This window comes from Williamsia sp., from assembly GCF_036566845.1.
In the GTDB taxonomy this organism is placed as follows: domain Bacteria; phylum Actinomycetota; class Actinomycetes; order Mycobacteriales; family Mycobacteriaceae; genus Williamsia.
In genome coordinates, this window is record NZ_DATCVM010000159.1 from 25,908 (window position 1) to 43,385 (window position 17,478).

The following is a 17,478-nucleotide window of genomic DNA, read 5'->3' on the forward strand; positions in this document are numbered from 1 at the left end:
AGGGATGAGGACGGGGCGGACGAGATGGACGGCGACTTTGGATCCGAGTTCGGTGACGATCCGGCCGATCGGGGACCGTTGTATCACCTGGCCGGTGCGGTCACGCCTGATCCGGGTGTGGTCGGCGAGACGTACGACAATCTCTGGATCGTCGAGAACGACCGGGTGTGGGACCTCGGGCCAGCCGATCTGGACACCGATGCCGACGGCGTGGCCGACTCTTTGACGCGGACCGGGCCGGCAGGGATGACGGTGTACACCGATACCGATCGGGACGGTCAAGTGGATCTGATCACAGAGGTCAACCGCGACGGCGGATACCGGACGTCCCGACTGGATCCGGGCAGTGGCCGATGGACGGCCACCGACAGCGGCCGGCTCGAGTGAACAACGCCGCCGAGTTGCAAATCTGACCGTCACGATCATTTGGGTCGACTGGCGGGAATGCCGAGGTCAACCGCGATGGCGACCCCTGAACCCGGGGAATCGATCCGCGGAGTCGAGGGTGGAACGTCACCGGTAGCGGTAGGCTCGAATAGCCGATTTCGCGATAATTGTCACACCAAAAGTTTCGACATCGAGTAAGTGTTTGCTCACCTCGCGTGATGAGATGTGCGGTAACGCACGTACCCGATGCACCAGATCGGATGCGGTCGAAGTAACCTGACAATGCACCCCCATGGAGGGGCTGACCGGCGCAGACGCATACCTTGGCGTTACTCGGCACCGGGCGGTCACCAGCAGGAGAGATAACAATGACTTCAGCGACAATTCCTGGTTTGGATCCCGACAGCGCTCCCACGTCGCATTCAGAGCTTCTGGCCTGGGTTCGGGAGATCGCCGAATTGACCCAGCCGGACCGGGTCGTCTGGTCCGACGGCTCCGACGCCGAGTGGGACCGCCTCACCGCAGAGCTCGTCGAGGCGGGCACCCTGACCAAGCTGAACGAGGAGCGCAAGCCCAACTCGTTCTTGGCCAACTCAGACCCCGCCGACGTCGCGCGCGTCGAGTCGCGGACTTACATCTGTTCGAAGAAAGAGGTCGACGCGGGGCCGACGAACAACTGGGTTGACCCGACCGAGATGCGCGCCACGATGACCGACCTGTACCGCGGCAGCATGCGCGGTCGCACCATGTACGTCATCCCGTTCTGCATGGGTCCGCTCGGTTCGGACGACCCGAAACTCGGTGTCGAGATCACGGACTCCGCCTACGTCGTGCTCTCGATGCGGATCATGACCCGTGTCGGCCCCGACGTGGTCGCCGCCCTCGGTGAGGACCGCTTCTTCGTCAAGGCCCTGCATTCGCTGGGCGCGCCGCTCGAGGCCGGCCAGGCAGACGTGCCGTGGCCCTGCAACACCGAGAAGTACATCACCCACTTCCCCGAGGATCGCGAGATCTGGTCCTACGGATCGGGATACGGCGGCAACGCCCTGCTGGGCAAGAAGTGCTACTCGCTGCGTATCGCCTCGGCGATGGCACACGATGAGGGCTGGCTCGCCGAGCACATGCTGATCCTCAAGCTGATCAGCCCCGAGGACAAGGCCTACTACATTGCGGCCGCGTTCCCGAGCGCCTGTGGCAAGACCAACCTCGCGATGATCCAGCCCACGATCCCGGGCTGGCGTGCAGAGACCCTGGGCGACGACATCGCCTGGATGCGTTTCGGCAAGGACGGCCAGCTGTACGCCGTGAACCCCGAGTTCGGCTTTTTCGGCGTTGCACCCGGCACCAACTACAGCTCGAACCCGAACGCGATGAAGACCATCGAGGCCGGCAACACGCTGTACACCAACGTGGCGCTGACCGACGACGGCGACATCTGGTGGGAGGGCCTCGAGGGCGACCACAAGCACCTCATCGACTGGCGCGGTAACGACTGGACGCCGGATTCCGACACCCCGGCAGCGCACCCGAACTCGCGGTACTGCACGCCGATGGCGCAGTGCCCGATCATGGCTCCCGAGTGGGACGACCCGCAGGGTGTGCCGATCTCGGCGATCCTCTTCGGTGGACGTCGCAAGACCACGGTTCCGCTGGTCACCGAGGCCCGCAACTGGCAGCACGGTGTGTTCATGGGTGCCACGGTCGGCTCCGAGCAGACCGCTGCCGCCGAGGGCACCGTCGGTGCCATTCGTCGCGATCCGATGGCCATGCTCCCGTTCCTCGGCTACAACGTCGGTGACTACCTGAATCACTGGATCAACCTCGGCAAGAACGCCGACGAGTCCAAGCTGCCGAAGGTCTTCTACGTGAACTGGTTCCGTCGCGGCGACGACAAGCGCTTCCTGTGGCCAGGATTCGGCGAGAACAGCCGCGTGCTGAAGTGGATCGTCGAACGCATCGAGGGCAAGGCCGGCGGTGTCGAGACCCCGATCGGCATCGTGGCGACTCCCGAAGCGCTCGATCTCGACGGACTCGATGTCTCCGAGGCCGACGTCGCGGAAGCCCTCGCGGTCAACCACGACGAATGGCTCGGTGAGATCCCGTCGATCGAGGAGTGGTTCAACTTCGTCGGTGAGAAGCTTCCCACCGGACTCCAGGACGAGTTCGACGCGCTCAAACAGCGGTTGGGCGCCCAGTAGTCCGAGGATTTCTCAGACGCTGTTGCTTTCACACAAGCACCCACAGGCACTGCCTGTGGGTGCTTGTGTGTTCAGAGGGGCGAGCGAAATCGGTTGCGCGTGATGGCCGAATCGTCTTTAACTTGAAGGGACGCGGCCTTGTGGAGGATCTGGGGGGAAAGATCAGGGTGGTCCCCGATGATTCGGGGGCGCCCGGGCAGTCACTATTTGTACTGCACGAACGCTGCCGAAGACCGCCCCGCTTTATCCGGGAGTTCACCGGCGGCAATCGAGAGTGCCGGCGACGCCACCAGAAGTTTGTGCATCACTGCATCACTGCATCACTGCATCACTGCATCACTGACCCGACATCTAGAAAGGCCAGAACATGACTGCCCCACCGCTTGAAGTTGCAGCCCGCGCGACCGAGTTGAGGAAGGTGTACGGCACCGGAGACACCCAGGTGATCGCGCTCGCCGGCGTCTCCGCGGACTTCGCCCGCGGAGAGTTCACCGCGATCATGGGCCCGTCGGGTTCGGGCAAGTCGACACTCATGCATTGCCTGGCCGGCCTGGACACCGCCAGCAGCGGTTCGGTGACCATCGGTGACACGGCACTGTCCGGACTCTCGGACAAGCAGATGACCTTGTTGCGCCGTGATCGGATCGGGTTCGTGTTCCAGTCGTTCAACCTGGTGCCCACGCTCACCGCCCGCGAGAACATCACCCTCCCGCTCGACATCGCCGGTCGCAAGGCCGACCCGGAGTGGTTCGACACCGTGATCGGACGTCTGGGAATCGGCGATCGCCTCGATCACCGGCCCAGTGAACTCTCCGGTGGTCAGCAGCAGCGTGTTGCCTGTGCTCGTGCGCTCGTCGGCAGGCCGGAGATCATCTTCGGCGACGAGCCGACCGGTAACCTCGACTCCCGGTCGTCGGGAGAAGTTCTCAGCATCTTGCGGGCCGCGGTCAGTGAGTTCGGTCAGACCGTGGTGATCGTGACCCATGATCCGCGTGCCGCGAGCTATGCCGATCGCGTCGTATTCCTGGCGGACGGCCAGATCGTCCAAGAGTTGCGTAACCCTGACGCCGACGAGATCTTCGAGTACATGAAGAACCTCGACGAGACGCCGGCGAGTGGAGGCTTCTCGCAAGCTCCCAAGGAGCTGTGATGGCTTCGAACACCATGCGTAAGGTGTCGCTGAGAAACCTTGCGGCACATAAACTCCGGCTTGTCCTGACGGTTCTTTCGGTTGTTCTCGGTACAGCTTTTGTGGCCGGGTCGATGATCTTCACGGCGACCATCTCCAGCGCCTTCGATGGCATCTTCGACAAAGTGGCGCTCGGGGTCGACACCCAGGTTTCGCCGGAGGATTCCAACTCGTCCGGCGTCCCGGATTCGGTGTTGACGCAGCTGCAGGACAACAAGACCGAACTCGGCATCGCCAAGATCCTGCCGACGTACTCGGGCCCGACAACCATCGCCAAGGAAAACGGCAAGGCACTACAGACGGGAGGTGCACCGAGCATCGGTTCCGCCTTCCAGTCCCCGGATCAGCGGTTGTCGGACACGGAGAGCAACCTCATCGAAGGCCGCGCGCCGCAGGCGCCCGATGAGGTCGCGCTCAACGAGTCGTCCGCCGACGAGGCGGGGCTCGCGATCGGGTCGACGACGAAGGTGGCCACCACCCGGGGTAGTGGCGGCACGATGGAGGTCACGGTAGTCGGTATCCTCGATGTCCCCGGCGCCACCAGTGGTTTCACGAATGTGCAATTCCTCGAATCGACCGCGCAGGATCTGTTCACCGACGGTTCGCACTCGCAGGCCATCGATCTGCAGGCGGTGCCAGGTGTCAGTCCCGAGGAGCTCAAGTCGCGGGTTGCCGGTCTCATCGGCGACGACTACAAGCTGCGAACCGGCGACGAGGTCCGCCAGGACGAAAAGGACAGCGTCAACCAGTTTCTCGACGTCTTCAACTACATCCTGCTGGCGTTCGCGGCCATCGGCCTGATCGTCGGAACGTTCATCATCTACAACACTTTTTCGATGATCGTGGCACAGCGTGTCCGAGAGTTGGCTCTGCTGAGGGCAATTGGTGCCAGTCGTAAACAGGTCACCCGTTCGGTGCTGCTCGAGGCGTTTGTTGTCGGCTTGTTCGGCGCGCTGGTCGGATTGGCCGCCGGCGTCGGAATCGCGGCGGTACTGCGGGCACTGACCGCGTCCACCGGTCTCCCGAGTACGTCGCTGCAGGTCGGACCGTCATCGATCATCGCCTGCCTGCTGGTGGGTATCGGTGTGACGATGGTGAGCGCCTATGCACCGGCCCGGCGGGCCTCCAAGGTATCGCCGGTGGAGGCGATGCGGGAGAGCGCCACCGACGGCCAGGCGTCGCTGAAGGTGCGTACCATCGTCGGAATCGTGTTGGGCGTCATCGCAATTGTGCTGTTGGCGATCGGTACCTCAGGTGAGGGCGGCAATGCTGCCGCCACGGTTGGTCTCGGCGCCCTGGTGATGATCTTCGCGGTGGTCTTCGCGTCCCCGGCGTTGTCGAGGCCGGTCGTCGGTGCGCTCGGTGCAGCGCTGGCGCGCCCATTCGGAAAGATCGGTCAACTGGCCCGCACCAACGCGGTCCGTAACCCGAGGCGCACTGCGGCAACGGCTTTCGCGCTGACGTTGGGCCTGATGCTGGTGGCCGTCATCGGCACACTCGGGTCGAGCTTCAAGGGCACCATCGATGATGCGATCGATACCGGTCTGACCGCGAATCTGATCGTTGCCGGGTCGCAGGGAAGTGGCTTCTCGCCGTTGGTGAGTGAGGCCATCGGGGACATCGAGGGGGTCGAATCGGTGGTGTCGTTCGGTGCGGTCCAGGCTGAGGTCGACGGAAAATCGGTATGGGGATACTCGCCGATCGGCGACATGTATTCCGTGACGCCCTACGAGATGGTGGAGGGATCGAGGACGATCGAGCCGGACGGCATCATCTACAGCGAGCGTGTTGCCACGGAGAACGGATACAACGTCGGTGACGTTGTCGAGTTCACCAACTTCGACGGGACCGTGGTCCCGGTGAACGTGACCGGAATCTTCGTCGACAACGTTCTGGTCGATCCGTGGGCCATGGGCAGCGACGCGTATCAGAAGCTGATCCCGGAATCTCTGCGTCAGGACGTGTTCGCGGCGATCAAGACGGTTCCGGGTGCCGACGTCGACGCGGTCAGTGATCGTGTCGAGGACGTGACCGCCGATTACCTGACGGTCAAAGTGCAGACCCCGTCCGAGTTCAAGGGCGAGCAGTCCTCTCAAATCGATCAGATGCTGAGCGTGCTGTACGCGATGCTCGGACTCGCTCTGGTGATCGCCGTGCTCGGCATCGTCAACACGCTTGCGCTGTCGGTGATCGAACGCAAGCGCGAGATCGGGATGTTGCGGGCGATCGGTATGGCCCGCGCTCAGGTGCGCCGCACGATCTACATCGAATCTCTGCTCATCGCGATCTTCGGTGCGATCCTCGGTGTGGTGCTCGGTGTCGCGTTCGGCTGGGCGCTGGTCCGGACCCTGCGGTATTGGGGCCTCGGAGATCCGGTGCTGCCGGTGGGTCTGATCATCATCACGCTGGTCGGTGCCGCGCTGGTGGGTGTGATGGCCGCGCTGTGGCCTGCCTCCCGTGCTGCCAAGACCAAACCGTTGGAGGCGATCGCGGAATAGCCACCCCTGGCAGCGGTCGTCCGCTGCGCTCGAGCCCTTGCGCCGTCACTCGGTGCAGGGGCTCGGTGCGTTGTCGGGGTGTATCGGTCAGTCCTTGCCGGTCAGTTCTTGCCGGTCAGTTCTTGCCGGTCAGTTCTTGCGCAGCATCAGAACGAGGTTGCTGCCCAGCAGTTCTCGCAGCAGTGGTACCCGCATGATCCACCACAGCCGGCCGGGCAGGTATCGCGGAAACGCGGCGAGCAGTGTGGCCTGGCCGGCGGGGACGGAACGTGCCCAGCGGAGTCCGTCCGCCGCGGTGACCTTGAACAACGATGTGCCATAAAGGTTCTTGGGTGGATGGCCGTGTTTGCGGGTGTACCAGCGGGCCGCCCGGGCGCCCCCGAAGTAGTGGGTCAGGCCCATCTCGTGACCCCCGAACGGGCCGTACCAGAGTGTGTAGCTGAGGAGCATCAGCCCGCCGGGTTTGGTGACCCGCAACATCTCCTGGGCCATCGACCACGGATCGCGGACGTGTTCGGCGACGTTCGAGGAATAGCAGATGTCGACGCTGCCGGTGAAGATCGGCAACGCCATGCCCGAGCCCCGGACACTGGCCCGCTGGGGCAGTCCGGCCGCGTGCATCTCGGTGGGATCTGGTTCGACCGAGATGTAGTCGGCGCCGCGCGACCGGAAGACCTCGGCGAAATAGCCGGGACCACCACCGACATCGAGGACGGTCAGGCCGTCGAGGCCGGTGTTGTTCACGTCCTGGTGGAGAGCCTCGATGAGTTCGACGGAGTCGTCGGCGAGCGCGCCGTAGAACCGGTCCGGATCGGGCTGCTCGTAGCGGAAGTGGTTCAGCAGAGCAGCTGACCGCGGCAACGTTGCCCGCCGTTGCGCTCGGGAAGTGGCAGCGTTCACCGGCCAAAGGATACGGGTGGTGACATCCGGTCCCCGGCCGCTACCCTGTCTTGCAGTGAAAACCATCGATGACAGCGCCCCCGGCGAAGACTCCGGGCCAACAGCACCTCTGCGTGAGGTGCTGTTGCTGTGCTGGCGCGACAGCGATCACCCGCAGGGCGGCGGCAGCGAGCGTTACCTCGAGCGGGTCGGTGCCGAGCTGGCCCGCAGCGGCGTGAAGGTGACCTTCCGGACCGCGGGCTATCCCGGGGCTCCGGCCGCCGAGTCGCGGGCGGGGATGCGGGTGTCGCGGGGCGGCGGGCGTCTGGGTGTGTACCCCCGGGCGATGACGGCGATCCTGGCCGCACGATTCGGCCGTGGCCCGCTGGCCGGGATCAACCCCGACGTCGTGATCGACACCCAGAACGGGATCCCGTTCTTTGCGCGATGGGTCAGCCCCGCCCCGGTGGTGGTGCTGGTGCATCACTGCCACAAGCGGCAGTGGCCGGTGGCCGGTGTGCTGATGGGCAAGGTCGGCTGGTTCATCGAATCCTGGTTGTCGCCGCGGGTCCACCGTGACGCCCAGTACCTGACGGTGTCGTTGCCGTCGGCGGAAGACCTGGTGTCGCTGGGGGTGGACGCCGCGCGGGTGGCCGTGGTGCGGGCGGGTACCGATCCGTCGCCGGTCGCCCTCCCCGACGACCACACCGCCCCCGATGCGCGGCGCCTGTGTGTGTTGTCGCGGTTGGTGCCGCACAAGCAGATCGAACATGCCCTCGAGGTGATGGCGCAGATCTCCGGGACCCATCCCGATGTGATGCTGGATGTGATCGGCGACGGCTGGTGGTCGGAAGAACTGCGGGCCAAGGCATCTGAACTCGGGATCGACGATCGGGTGGTCTTCCATGGTCACGTCACCGAGGAACGCAAGCATCAACTCCTCGCCGGTGCCGCGGTCCACCTGATGCCGTCTCGCACAGAAGGCTGGGGCCTCGCGGTGATCGAAGCCGCCGGTTACGGTGTCCCGACCATCGGTTACCGGTCGTCACGTGGACTGACTGACTCGGTGGTCGACGGTGTGACCGGCGTACTGGTCGACAACATCGACGAACTCGCGGTGGTGACAGCGCAATTGCTCGATGAGCAGGCCTGGCGCCGCGACCTCGGCGACAAGGCGCGGGAGCGTGCCCGTGGATACTCCTGGGCCGCGGCCGCGGCCGGCGTCAATCAGGTGCTCGCGGCAGCCGTCGCCGGTCAGCCGATCTCCGGGCTCGTCAAAGATTGAGTGCGGCTCCGGGTTTGCACTGAAAACTCGGGATGTCGTCGAGTGACAACGTCGCCTCGTAGGTGCGTTTGTATCCGGTCGCGCAGATCTTCCAGCCGTCAGCGGTCCGACGGTACCGATCGCTGTAGAACGCCGCTCCGAACAGCATGAACCTGAACTCGGTCACGATCACCCGGTCTTGCAGGTACCACTCTCCGGTTGCCTCGTCCCCGTTCACCGTGATCTCCGGATGATCGGCGCGATGCTCGGTGATCACGGCCGGACCGACCGTCGAACGCATGAAGTCGACCAGTGCGGTGCGGTCGGCGAAGGACAGGTTTTCGCCGTACTCGCCGGTGACATCGGTGGTGAGGGTGTTCTCGAAGTCGTCCCACGCCTTGGTGTCGAGGGCCCGCAGGTAGCGGTACTTGACCTGCTTGATGGCTTCGATGTCGTCCACTATCTGACCTTCTTCCGGTGCGCCGATCGGTGCGCCCATTGCAGCACAATAGCCACAAATCCATTGGCGATCAGCACAATCCACAACAGGTGGGCGATCCAGACCAGCGTCCGGTCGACGGCCGACGCGGATACCGTCGTCGGGTTCTCGATCCGGTACACCCGCAGGTCCGCACCGTCGAAGACCTCGGTGGCCGCGGCCAGTGTCTGCTGGGCCGGTGCATCGGCGGGAAGACGGCCCTCGACCACCACCCAACCGACACCGAACTCTGCCAGGTCAGCGGGCGAGGCACCCGCCAGCACTGCGGATTCGGCTGCGGTGGCACGGGACTCGGTGCGGTCGACCGTCGTGTCACCGACCGTCGTGTCACCGACCGTGAGCTCGCCGGTCTGCAACACGTCGGCGCGTAGCAGGCGGGGTGCGGGATCGAGCGAGACATGGCCGGTGAACTCGTACAGCCGGTTCATGCCGGTCGGGAGCAGTAAGACGTCGCCCTCGTCTGCGGGGATGAGGTCGGCGACCTGCTCCCAGTCGGACGGATAGGTACTCACCGTGACCTTGCTGCCGACGCCCCACGCGAGGTCGGGCAGGGGTGCGATGATCAGCACCGCGATCACGCCGGCCGCGAAAGCCCGTGGGACCCATCGCCGGCACGCCGCTGCCGCTGCCGCCGCCGCGAGCGCGTAGAGCGGCACGGCCAGGGCAACCCACTTCTGGGTATCGCGGAGCAGACCTGCGCCGGGAACGGTGTCGACCGCCCACTCGAGGATCGCGATGCCCAGATCGGTGGAGGCCAGGGCGACCAAGACAATCGATGTCGCGGCGAGGCCGGCGGCCCCGGACACCAGTGGATTGCGCCGGCGGCGGTAGAGCGTGGGCAGGCCCGCGGCGACAACCAGCAGGAGCAGGATCGTGGCCACAGCCGCCCAGGCAGAGGTGCGGCTGGCGGGGACGGCGTCGGCATTCCAGATGCCGCCGAGTCCGAGCAGTGAACCGACAGTTCCCAGTCCGGGTTCGGCGCGCGCGGCGAAGACCGCAACGGAATCGGGATCGGCCGAAGCGGAGCCGGAGCCGAGCACTGCCGCCATGATCCAGGGCAGCGCCGAAACCACCCAGATCGCCAGTGCGACAACGCCGGTCTTGACCGCAACTCGCCACGGTCGGGTGATGGACACCGGGATCACCAGCGCGGCCAGCACGGTGAACAGGGCGAGCATCGACCCCGTGGGTGTCAACCCGGCAACGGCGAGCCAGGCGGCGAGGACCGAGAGGCGGATGTAGTCGGGGTGGCGCCGGACGTCGTTGGCGCACAGAAAGATCCACGGGACCGCGGCGTACCCGAACAGCAGGCTCCAGTGGCCCTGCAGAAGACGCTCTGCGACATAGGGATTCCACACCGCGACCGTGGCACCGACCAGCATGCCGGCCGAACCCGCGCAGGGGAGGACACGTCGCACCAACCGGCCGTGGCCGACGCCGGCAAGGACGAGCGCCAGCGTGGTCAGGACCTTCACGATGATCCCGCCGTCGAACACCTGCGAGGTCAGCGCGATGAACCAGTCCTGGGGTACCGCCCGGGGTGCCCCGACCCCGAGCCCGAGGGCCGAATCGGTGAGATGAGACCGCGGGGTGCTCACCGCGTCCGCGAACAACAGGTAGCCGGAGCGGAAAAAGGGTGCGGTGATGACCAGCGAGAGGGTGGCACTGGTCAGCCACAGCGTGATCCAGTGCCGGCGGGTCATGAACGGACCCTAACGGAAATGCCGATGACCACCGACGTGGCCTTCGACTGCGCAGCGTCTGCGCGTCGGATCAGCCGGGTGGCAGGACCCGCGCCAGCCGGGTCACCGCCTCGGTGATCATCGGCGCCGGCGTCTCGCCGAAGGTGAGGCGCAGGTGGGAGTGGTCGAACCCGGCCGGGAACCACGGAGTGCCCTCGCCGACCAGGACGCCCTCGGCGTAGGCCGCGGCCGCCACGTCGCGGTCGTCGACACCGGTGGGTAGCGCGACCCACAGATGCAGACCACCGTGGGGCACCTGGGGGATGTCCACGTGCGGGAGCAGGCGGGTCATGGCGGCGAGCAGGGCATCGCGTCGCTCGCCGAGGGTCCGGCGGACCATCTGGTTGTGGCGGGGCCAGGCGGGAGAGTTCAGGAATTCGACGGCGGTCTCCTGGATCGGGCCCGATACGTAGAAGTCGTCGAGGGTTTTCGCCGCCCGTAGTCGGGCCAGCGCGGGACCCCGGGCGCACAGCGCTGCGACCCGTAGCCCCGGTCCGACCGGCTTGGACAGCGAACGGACGTGCACCACATGGCCGCTGCGGTCCTGGCTGATCAGCGGCGGTGGCGGTTCGTGGTCGATGCCGAGGTAGCGGGCATAGTCGTCCTCGAGAACGAACAGCGAATGCTGTTGTGCCAGAGCGAGTACCTCGTCGCGGCGGGCACGAGACAGGGTGACACCGCTCGGGTTGGCGAAGGCCGTCTGGAGCACCACGAGACGGCTGCCGGTGCGGTCGATGGCGTCGGCGAGCAGGTCGGTTCGGATGCCGTCGGAGTCGGTCGGTACCGGGATCACATCGGCGCCGTGGCTTCGGGCGATGGCGATTGTGCCGGTGTACGTGGGGCTTTCGACGATCACCGGCTCGCCGGGCCGGACCAGCGCCCGGATGGCGACGGACAGCGCGCTCTGCCCGCCGGCGGTCACGATCACCTCGGATGCGTGCACGCCGTCGATCTCGGCGGCAAACCAGCGCCGGAGGTCTTCGCTGCCCTCGATCGGATATCGGCCCCAACTCGGTGTCCGCTTGATTGCACGGGTCATCGCGGCGTCGAGGGCGGCGCGGGGGAGGAGTTCGTTGTCGAGGTAGCCGCCCTTGAGCCGGATGACATCGGATCCCGGGATGCGCCACAGGTCCAGTGTCCGGGTGAGTTCCGGTGGGATGCGGCTGCCGAGAACCGACTCCTGCCATGAGGTGTCGGCGGGTGCTCGCGGCGGTGCGGCGGTCGCCACGAACGAACCGGCACCGGGACGGACGTCGACCAATCCTTCGACCGCCAGTTCTCGCAGGACCCGCTGGACGGAGTTGGGCGAGACCCGGTGGTCCTGCTGCAGCGACCGGACCGAGGGGAGTCGGGTCCCAGGTTTGCTGCCGGCGATCAGCGTGCGCAGACTATCGCGAAGCACTGATACTCCGCTATCGTTGAACATGAGAGTCAAGGATAACAGTCCATCGAAAACGTGGATATCGGATAACGCCGATGGTTCGCGTGTTCTTCCGGCGGGGCTCCTGCTCGGTGGGCTGGGTGTCCTGGCCTTCAGTTTCTCCCTGCCGGCCAACAAACTCGCGGTCGCGGGGATCGATGCCTTCACCGTGACCGCATTGCGCGCCGCACTGGCCGGGCTGCTGGCGCTCGCCTACCTGTTCGCCGTCCGGGCGTCGCTGCCCGGCCGTGGTGACCTGGCCGCACTGGTGTGCTCGGGCCTGGGTGTGGTCGTCGGGTTCCCGCTTTTCTCGTCACTTGCCCTGGAACGCATCGACTCGGCCACCGGAGCGGTGATCCTCGGTCTGCTGCCTGCACTGACGGCAACATTTGCCGCACTCCTGGCCGGCGAACGACTGCCGGGGCTGTTCTGGGCGGCGACCGGCGCCGGGGTCCTGGTGCTGATCGCCTACCTGCTCTCGACCAGTCCGTCGGGCCTGTCAGGGTTCACTCTGGGGTGGGGTCATCTCTGGATGTTCCTGGCCACCGTCAGCGCCGGGTTCGGCTATGCGGTCGGCGGATCGGTGGCCAAGCGGATCGGCGGTGCGCAGAGCATCTCGTGGTCGTTGGTTCTGCTGCTCCCACTGTCGATACCGGTCGCGATCGCGGCTCTGATCGGGGGCACGGTCTCGCTGACGGTGTCGGTGGTCGCGGGGATGGTGTACATCACGGTGATCTCGCAGTTCCTCGGATTCTTCGCCTGGTACGGCGGTCTGGCCCGCGGCGGCATCGCGCGGATCGGGCAGCTCCAGCAGATCCAGCCTCTCCTGACCATCGTGTGGTCGGCGCTGTTGCTCGGCGAACGTCCCGATGCCTGGATCTACGTCGTCGGCATCGTCTTGGGCCTGCTCGTCTGGATCGCACAGAAGGCGAGGACGCACACCCCCACCACACCGAATTCGCTCCGCGTACCGGCATACGCACCCGTTGCAACAGGATCGAACGTCGGGAGGCGGAGCGAATTCAGGGGGGAGCGGGGGCCCTGAGACACTGAACGCCATGGCGAACCGGATGGCGGGTGTGGGAGGTGTTGCGGTCGGGACGATGGTCGCCAACATCTGTGGCTACCTCATCCATGTGCCCGCCGCCCGCTGGTTGACCGAGAGTGCCTACGGCGAGTTCGCCGTCCTGCTCCAGGCGATGCTGATCCTCGGCGTGCCCGCGCTCGCCCTGCAGGTGGTGATCGCCCGGGAAGTGGTGCGGGGCCGGGCAACCGCCGATCTGATCTCGATCACCCTGCGGACGACCGCTGCGGTGCTGGTCGCCGCCGCGATCGCGGTGCCGGTGATGATGGCGATCGCCGACACCGGCCCGGCCGGCACCATCGCGGCGTTCGCCACCGCGCCGTTGCTGGTCCTGATCGCTGCCGGCCAGGGAATTCTTCAAGGACGGCAATACTTTTCGATTCTCTCGTGGGTGCTGGCGGGCGTGGGCATCCTGCGCACCGTCCCCGGTATCGTCCTCCTGGCGGCCGGTGGTGGTGCCGCCGGCGCGTTGACCGCCACCGCGTGCGGTGCCGCACTTGCCGCAGTCGGGGTGTGGGTCGCGGTGACACGGACCGGAGCCTCCCCGTCGGTGCACGGGGTGTCGACGCACGCGTTGGCATTGACCATGGTGTTGCGCGCATCGCAGGTGCAACTGGTCCTCATCGCGCTGTCGTCGGTGGATCTGCTGCTGTCGCGTCCGTTGCTCGGCGAAGACGACGCGGGGGTCTACGCCTTCGGGACCATCGCGACCAAAGCCGCCTTCTGGTTGCCGCAGGCCATCGGGGTGGTGCTGTTCCCGCAGTTCGCCGATGCCACCCAGTCCCGCGACGCGTTGAGAACGGCGGTCGTGTGGCTCGCCGGGATCGGTGCGGTGGTGGTGGCAGGGGCGGCGATCTGCGCACCGCTGATCCCGGTTCTCGTCGGCGATGAATACCGCCCGGTGGTGCCGATTCTCTGGGTGTTCGCGCTCACCGGAAGTGCCCTGTCGATCCTGCAGGTGGGCCTTCTCGCCGCGATCGCCGCCGACCGCACCCTCGTCGCTGCGTTGAGCTGGGTGGTGCTGGTGGTCGAGATCGTGGTGATCGTGGTGTGGGCGCACAGCATCACGACGCTGGCGGTGACCGCCGCCGGCTGCGCGGTGGTCGGGACCGCACTCACGTTCGCCGCACTCGGAACCCATCGCCGGATCGGCGAGAGTCGTACTGTTGACGCATGAGCATTCGACTCGGTTATCAAATCCCCAACTTCTCCTACCCCGGTGGCGTGTCCGAACTCTTCCCGACGGTCATAGCGCAGGCCCAGGAAGCCGAAAGTGCCGGATTCGACACGGTTTTGATGATGGACCATTTTTACCAATTGCCCGGTATCGGCGATCCTGACGAACCGATGCTCGAGGCGTACACCACCCTGGGTGCGCTGGCCACCGCGACGTCGGACATCAAACTCTCGACCCTGGTCACCGGCAACACCTACCGAAACCCGGCGCTGTTGGCCAAGACCATCACCACCCTCGATGTGATCAGCGGAGGCCGCGCGATCCTCGGACTCGGTGCCGGCTGGTTCGAACTCGAACACCAGGAGATGGGTTACGAGTTCGGCACCTTCACCGAACGCTTCGAGCGTCTCGAGGAAGCGTTGCAGATCATCGAGCCGATGCTGCGCGGCGACAAGCCCGAGCTCGACGGCAAGTGGTACCAGGCGCACGGCACCCGGAATCATCCGCAACTCCGCACCGACATCCCGATCATGCTCGGCGGAGGCGGCGAGAAGAAGACCTTCGGCATGGCGGCCCGCTACGCTCAGCACCTCAACATCATCGCGCCGGCCACCGAACTCCCGCGCAAGCTCGAGGCGCTCGCGCAGCGGTGCGACGAGGTCGAGCGTGACCGCAGCACGCTCAAGACGAGCTTCCTGGCGACCGTGCTCCTCGACCCGGACGGCGACAAGGCCCGCGCCAACCTCGTCGAGATGATGAAGGCCCGCGGACTCGACAGCGAAGAGGTCGGTGCCGAGAAGTGGGCGGAGGCCACCGATCGGTTCTTCGTCGGATCGCCCGACGAGGTCGCGGTTCAGATCAAGAACCGGGTGCTCGACGTCGGCATCGACGGCATCACCATCAACATGATCTCCAACGGGCACGTGCCGGGGATGATCACGCTCGCGGCAAATGCGTTGTCCCCGTTGGTGAACTGATACTCACCGCAAACCACCCGTTCCGGTCGAACCCAGCTGTTGCACAACAGGTGGTTCTGACCGGAACGGGTGGTTTTGTCTCAGGAACCTCTGGGCGGGGACCAATCGGTGAAACCGTCGCCGTCATCCTTGACGACCGGGATCTGCCTGGTCTGATCCGGATCATACGGCTGCTCGTACTGCTGTGGTTCGTTGTACTGCTGCGGCACGTACTGCCGTCCCGAATACTGCGGTTCTTCGGGTTCTTCGGGTTCGGAGGGGCCATCGGCCGCGGCGGCCGGCTTCGGCTGACCGCCGCCTCGGAACAAGAGCCAGATACCCACCGCGAGCAGGAAGACGCCGACGATGCCGATGACGATCGGGATCCAGCGGCCCCACAGGGTGATCGGATCGCTCAGATTCTTCGCGTCCGACGCCAATGCCTCTTGGGTGTCCTGGTCGTATGAGAACACCACGTCCAGCGCGGTGAGCCGGTAGTCGAGCATCTCCTGCGGAGAATCCTCGCTGACGTTCAGCTTGTACGACTGCCGAATGTGTTGCTGCTCATTGAGAATCGTGCCGCTGACGGGGTCGACGTAGAGATCGCGGGTGCTGGACTGCACCAGCGAGGCCGGCAACCGGTCGCTGTTGCGGGAGCCGGGGAATCCGCCGTACCAGCCCGCGGTCTGATCGAGGGACGTGCCCGCCAACTGCTGATCGTTGGCATCGACGAGGGTGCTCAGGTCGACTTCCGGAACCTCCTGGGTGAAGTGGAGGGTCTTGACTCCGTGGATCTCGGTCGAATCATCGACGTACGTCAGCGGATTGGTGGTTCGCGTCGTCAGATCGAAGTACTGGTACTTGTCACTCTTCTCGACACCGAACGGGAACCGGTACTGCAGGCCGGTGCGATCGGGAAGGCTGACACTGTTGTCGCTGGCGTCGACCTTGACCTCGGATTGGCCGCCCCCGGAGATCTGCGGCTCGGCGGTCTCCCGATTGGTGGTGACGAGGTCGCGCGTCGCGGTGAGCAGCGACGTCATGCACCCGTCCTCGCCGCCGATCGTCGACGGCGTGACCGTCTCGTCGCCGTTGGTGTAGGAATCGATGCGGATGGAGTTGCCGGCCTGGAACGTTGCGATGTCGGCGTCGGCCGGGTCGACCACGATCACGCGCTGCTGCTGCGTCAGGCGGGCATCGGAGACCTCGGCACGGGGTTCGCTGACCGAACAACTGTTGAAGATCTTCGCCGGCTGGCCATCACTCCCGGACACCCCCTGCTGGGGCTGGCTCGCAGCCACACTCGTCAGGTCGAGGTCCATCGGCGTCTTCTTGAGCGTGTCCGTGTAATAGAGCGGCAGGGCAATGGCTGAAACCAGCAGCAATGTCCCAAAGAAGATCGCGACCGGACCGATGAGGTCCTTTGCTGAGATTCGTGGCGCAGGTGCCATCCGGCAATTCTCCTTCAGGTCTGAGCGGCAACGCTTACGGGCACAGCGAGACTAACAGCCACGGCATGTGCGTTCGCTGCCTCGACGCCGCTTTCTGAGGGCGTGCCAGGTACGTTTGGGCTCATCATGAGCTCTCCGCCACCGGCCGCCGGTTTCAATCGGGCACTCGAAGGCATGCGGGCACTCGCCGCCATCGGTGTGATGGTCACCCACGTCGCGTTCCAGACCGGATCGGTGGACGGCAGCTGGCTCGGAGCGGTGTGGGGCCGCTTCGACATGGCCGTGGCAGTGTTCTTCGCGCTCTCGGGCTATCTGCTCTGGCGCCCGCACGCCGAAGCCGCCCGGAACCTGCGCCGTAAGGTGCCCACCACCTGGCGGTACCTGCGTCACCGGGTGGTCCGGATCTGGCCCGCCTACGTGGTGGTCGTGGTGGTGGTCCTCTGCCTTCTGCCCGATGCGCGGCCTGCCAGTTTCACCGTCTGGATCGCCAACCTCACGCTCACCCAGGTGTACGTGCCATTGACCCTGACCGCCGGACTCACCCAGATGTGGAGCCTGTCGGTGGAGGTCAGCTTCTATCTGGCGTTGCCGGTGATCGCCTGGCTGATGCTGCGCCTGCGTGGCCCGGCGGCGCGGTGGCGGATCCCGGTGCTGGTGACCACGGGTGTGATCAGCCTGGGCTGGGCCTGGGTTGCCGATGCACTGCCACTGGCCGCCGGCGTCGAGGCGAAGAA

14 protein-coding genes are annotated in these 17,478 nt (G+C 65.7%); 9 read left to right on the forward strand and 5 right to left on the reverse strand.

Annotated elements, in window-relative coordinates; all coding sequences use genetic code 11:
* The first annotated feature begins 24 nt into the window (after positions 1 to 24).
* From VIQ49_RS15450 to VIQ49_RS15465, 4 genes are all read left to right on the forward strand, one after another.
* The gene (locus VIQ49_RS15450) at positions 25 to 387 is read left to right on the forward strand and encodes a DUF6802 family protein (RefSeq protein WP_331886122.1); all 363 of its coding nucleotides are present in this window, start codon (positions 25 to 27) and stop codon (positions 385 to 387) included.
* A 368-nt stretch (positions 388 to 755) separates the two neighbouring features.
* Positions 756 to 2,585, forward strand: coding sequence for a phosphoenolpyruvate carboxykinase (GTP) (locus VIQ49_RS15455; RefSeq protein ID WP_331886124.1), 1,830 nt, complete (start codon positions 756 to 758; stop codon positions 2,583 to 2,585).
* Between the two features lie 367 nt (positions 2,586 to 2,952).
* The gene (locus tag VIQ49_RS15460; protein WP_331886126.1) at positions 2,953 to 3,735 is read left to right on the forward strand and encodes an ABC transporter ATP-binding protein; all 783 of its coding nucleotides are present in this window, start codon (positions 2,953 to 2,955) and stop codon (positions 3,733 to 3,735) included.
* Positions 3,735 to 6,272, forward strand: a complete 2,538-nt coding sequence (locus VIQ49_RS15465; protein ID WP_331886128.1) for an ABC transporter permease — start codon at positions 3,735 to 3,737, stop codon at positions 6,270 to 6,272. Before VIQ49_RS15460 ends, VIQ49_RS15465 begins: the two co-directional genes overlap by 1 nt.
* Positions 6,273 to 6,401: 129 nt before the next feature.
* Here the strand turns inward: VIQ49_RS15465 and VIQ49_RS15470 are convergent, their stop codons facing one another.
* Positions 6,402 to 7,172: a class I SAM-dependent methyltransferase gene (locus tag VIQ49_RS15470; RefSeq protein ID WP_331886130.1), complete on the reverse strand. Its 771-nt coding sequence runs from the start codon at positions 7,170 to 7,172 to the stop codon at positions 6,402 to 6,404.
* 109 nt (positions 7,173 to 7,281) lie between these two features.
* On the opposite strand from VIQ49_RS15470, the gene VIQ49_RS15475 reads away from it, so the two are divergent.
* On the forward strand, positions 7,282 to 8,436 hold the full coding sequence (locus VIQ49_RS15475) for a glycosyltransferase family 4 protein (RefSeq protein ID WP_331886154.1): 1,155 nt from the start codon (positions 7,282 to 7,284) through the stop codon (positions 8,434 to 8,436).
* Here the strand turns inward: VIQ49_RS15475 and VIQ49_RS15480 are convergent.
* The 3 genes from VIQ49_RS15480 to VIQ49_RS15490 all read right to left on the reverse strand — a co-directional run bounded on the left by VIQ49_RS15480 (position 8,426) and on the right by VIQ49_RS15490 (position 12,058).
* Positions 8,426 to 8,914, reverse strand: a complete 489-nt coding sequence (locus VIQ49_RS15480) for a nuclear transport factor 2 family protein (protein ID WP_331886132.1) — start codon at positions 8,912 to 8,914, stop codon at positions 8,426 to 8,428. The two genes, VIQ49_RS15475 and VIQ49_RS15480, sit on opposite strands and share 11 nt — an antisense overlap.
* Positions 8,875 to 10,617: a hypothetical protein gene (locus VIQ49_RS15485; RefSeq protein ID WP_331886134.1), complete on the reverse strand. Its 1,743-nt coding sequence runs from the start codon at positions 10,615 to 10,617 to the stop codon at positions 8,875 to 8,877. Before VIQ49_RS15485 ends, VIQ49_RS15480 begins: the two co-directional genes overlap by 40 nt.
* A 70-nt stretch (positions 10,618 to 10,687) precedes the next feature.
* The gene (locus VIQ49_RS15490; protein WP_331886136.1) at positions 10,688 to 12,058 is read right to left on the reverse strand and encodes a PLP-dependent aminotransferase family protein; all 1,371 of its coding nucleotides are present in this window, start codon (positions 12,056 to 12,058) and stop codon (positions 10,688 to 10,690) included.
* Positions 12,059 to 12,080: 22 nt separating this feature from the next.
* On the opposite strand from VIQ49_RS15490, the gene VIQ49_RS15495 reads away from it, so the two are divergent.
* Genes VIQ49_RS15495 through VIQ49_RS15505 form a run of 3 tightly spaced genes read left to right on the forward strand, consistent with a single transcriptional unit; the run spans position 12,081 to position 15,314 of the window.
* Complete coding sequence (locus VIQ49_RS15495) at positions 12,081 to 13,121, forward strand: DMT family transporter (protein WP_331886138.1); 1,041 nt, start codon at positions 12,081 to 12,083, stop codon at positions 13,119 to 13,121.
* Positions 13,122 to 13,134: 13 nt separating this feature from the next.
* Positions 13,135 to 14,337, forward strand: a complete 1,203-nt coding sequence (locus VIQ49_RS15500) for a polysaccharide biosynthesis protein (RefSeq protein ID WP_331886140.1) — start codon at positions 13,135 to 13,137, stop codon at positions 14,335 to 14,337.
* Complete coding sequence (locus tag VIQ49_RS15505; RefSeq protein WP_331886142.1) at positions 14,334 to 15,314, forward strand: LLM class F420-dependent oxidoreductase; 981 nt, start codon at positions 14,334 to 14,336, stop codon at positions 15,312 to 15,314. The genes VIQ49_RS15500 and VIQ49_RS15505 overlap by 4 nt, the downstream gene beginning before the upstream one ends.
* 80 nt (positions 15,315 to 15,394) lie before the next feature.
* On the opposite strand, the gene VIQ49_RS15510 is transcribed toward VIQ49_RS15505, so the two are convergent.
* Positions 15,395 to 16,744: a DUF3068 domain-containing protein gene (locus VIQ49_RS15510; RefSeq protein ID WP_331886144.1), complete on the reverse strand. Its 1,350-nt coding sequence runs from the start codon at positions 16,742 to 16,744 to the stop codon at positions 15,395 to 15,397.
* A gap of 126 nt (positions 16,745 to 16,870) precedes the next feature.
* On the opposite strand from VIQ49_RS15510, the gene VIQ49_RS15515 reads away from it, so the two are divergent.
* The coding region (locus VIQ49_RS15515) for an acyltransferase (RefSeq protein ID WP_331886146.1) at positions 16,871 to 17,478 on the forward strand (608 nt) is incomplete at its 3' end.

Excerpts from the sequence above, each read along its gene's own strand:
- VIQ49_RS15500 (WP_331886140.1), top strand. The coding sequence starts at position 13,135 with ATGGCGAACCGGATGGCGGGTGTGGGAGGTGTTGCGGTCGGGACGATG.
- VIQ49_RS15485 (WP_331886134.1), bottom strand. The coding sequence starts at position 10,617 with ATGACCCGCCGGCACTGGATCACGCTGTGGCTGACCAGTGCCACCCTC.
- VIQ49_RS15455 (WP_331886124.1), top strand. The coding sequence starts at position 756 with ATGACTTCAGCGACAATTCCTGGTTTGGATCCCGACAGCGCTCCCACG.
- VIQ49_RS15495 (WP_331886138.1), top strand. The coding sequence starts at position 12,081 with ATGAGAGTCAAGGATAACAGTCCATCGAAAACGTGGATATCGGATAAC.
- VIQ49_RS15450 (WP_331886122.1), top strand. The coding sequence starts at position 25 with ATGGACGGCGACTTTGGATCCGAGTTCGGTGACGATCCGGCCGATCGG.
- VIQ49_RS15505 (WP_331886142.1), top strand. The coding sequence starts at position 14,334 with ATGAGCATTCGACTCGGTTATCAAATCCCCAACTTCTCCTACCCCGGT.
- VIQ49_RS15460 (WP_331886126.1), top strand. The coding sequence starts at position 2,953 with ATGACTGCCCCACCGCTTGAAGTTGCAGCCCGCGCGACCGAGTTGAGG.
- VIQ49_RS15510 (WP_331886144.1), bottom strand. The coding sequence starts at position 16,744 with ATGGCACCTGCGCCACGAATCTCAGCAAAGGACCTCATCGGTCCGGTC.
- VIQ49_RS15465 (WP_331886128.1), top strand. The coding sequence starts at position 3,735 with ATGGCTTCGAACACCATGCGTAAGGTGTCGCTGAGAAACCTTGCGGCA.
- VIQ49_RS15480 (WP_331886132.1), bottom strand. The coding sequence starts at position 8,914 with ATGGGCGCACCGATCGGCGCACCGGAAGAAGGTCAGATAGTGGACGAC.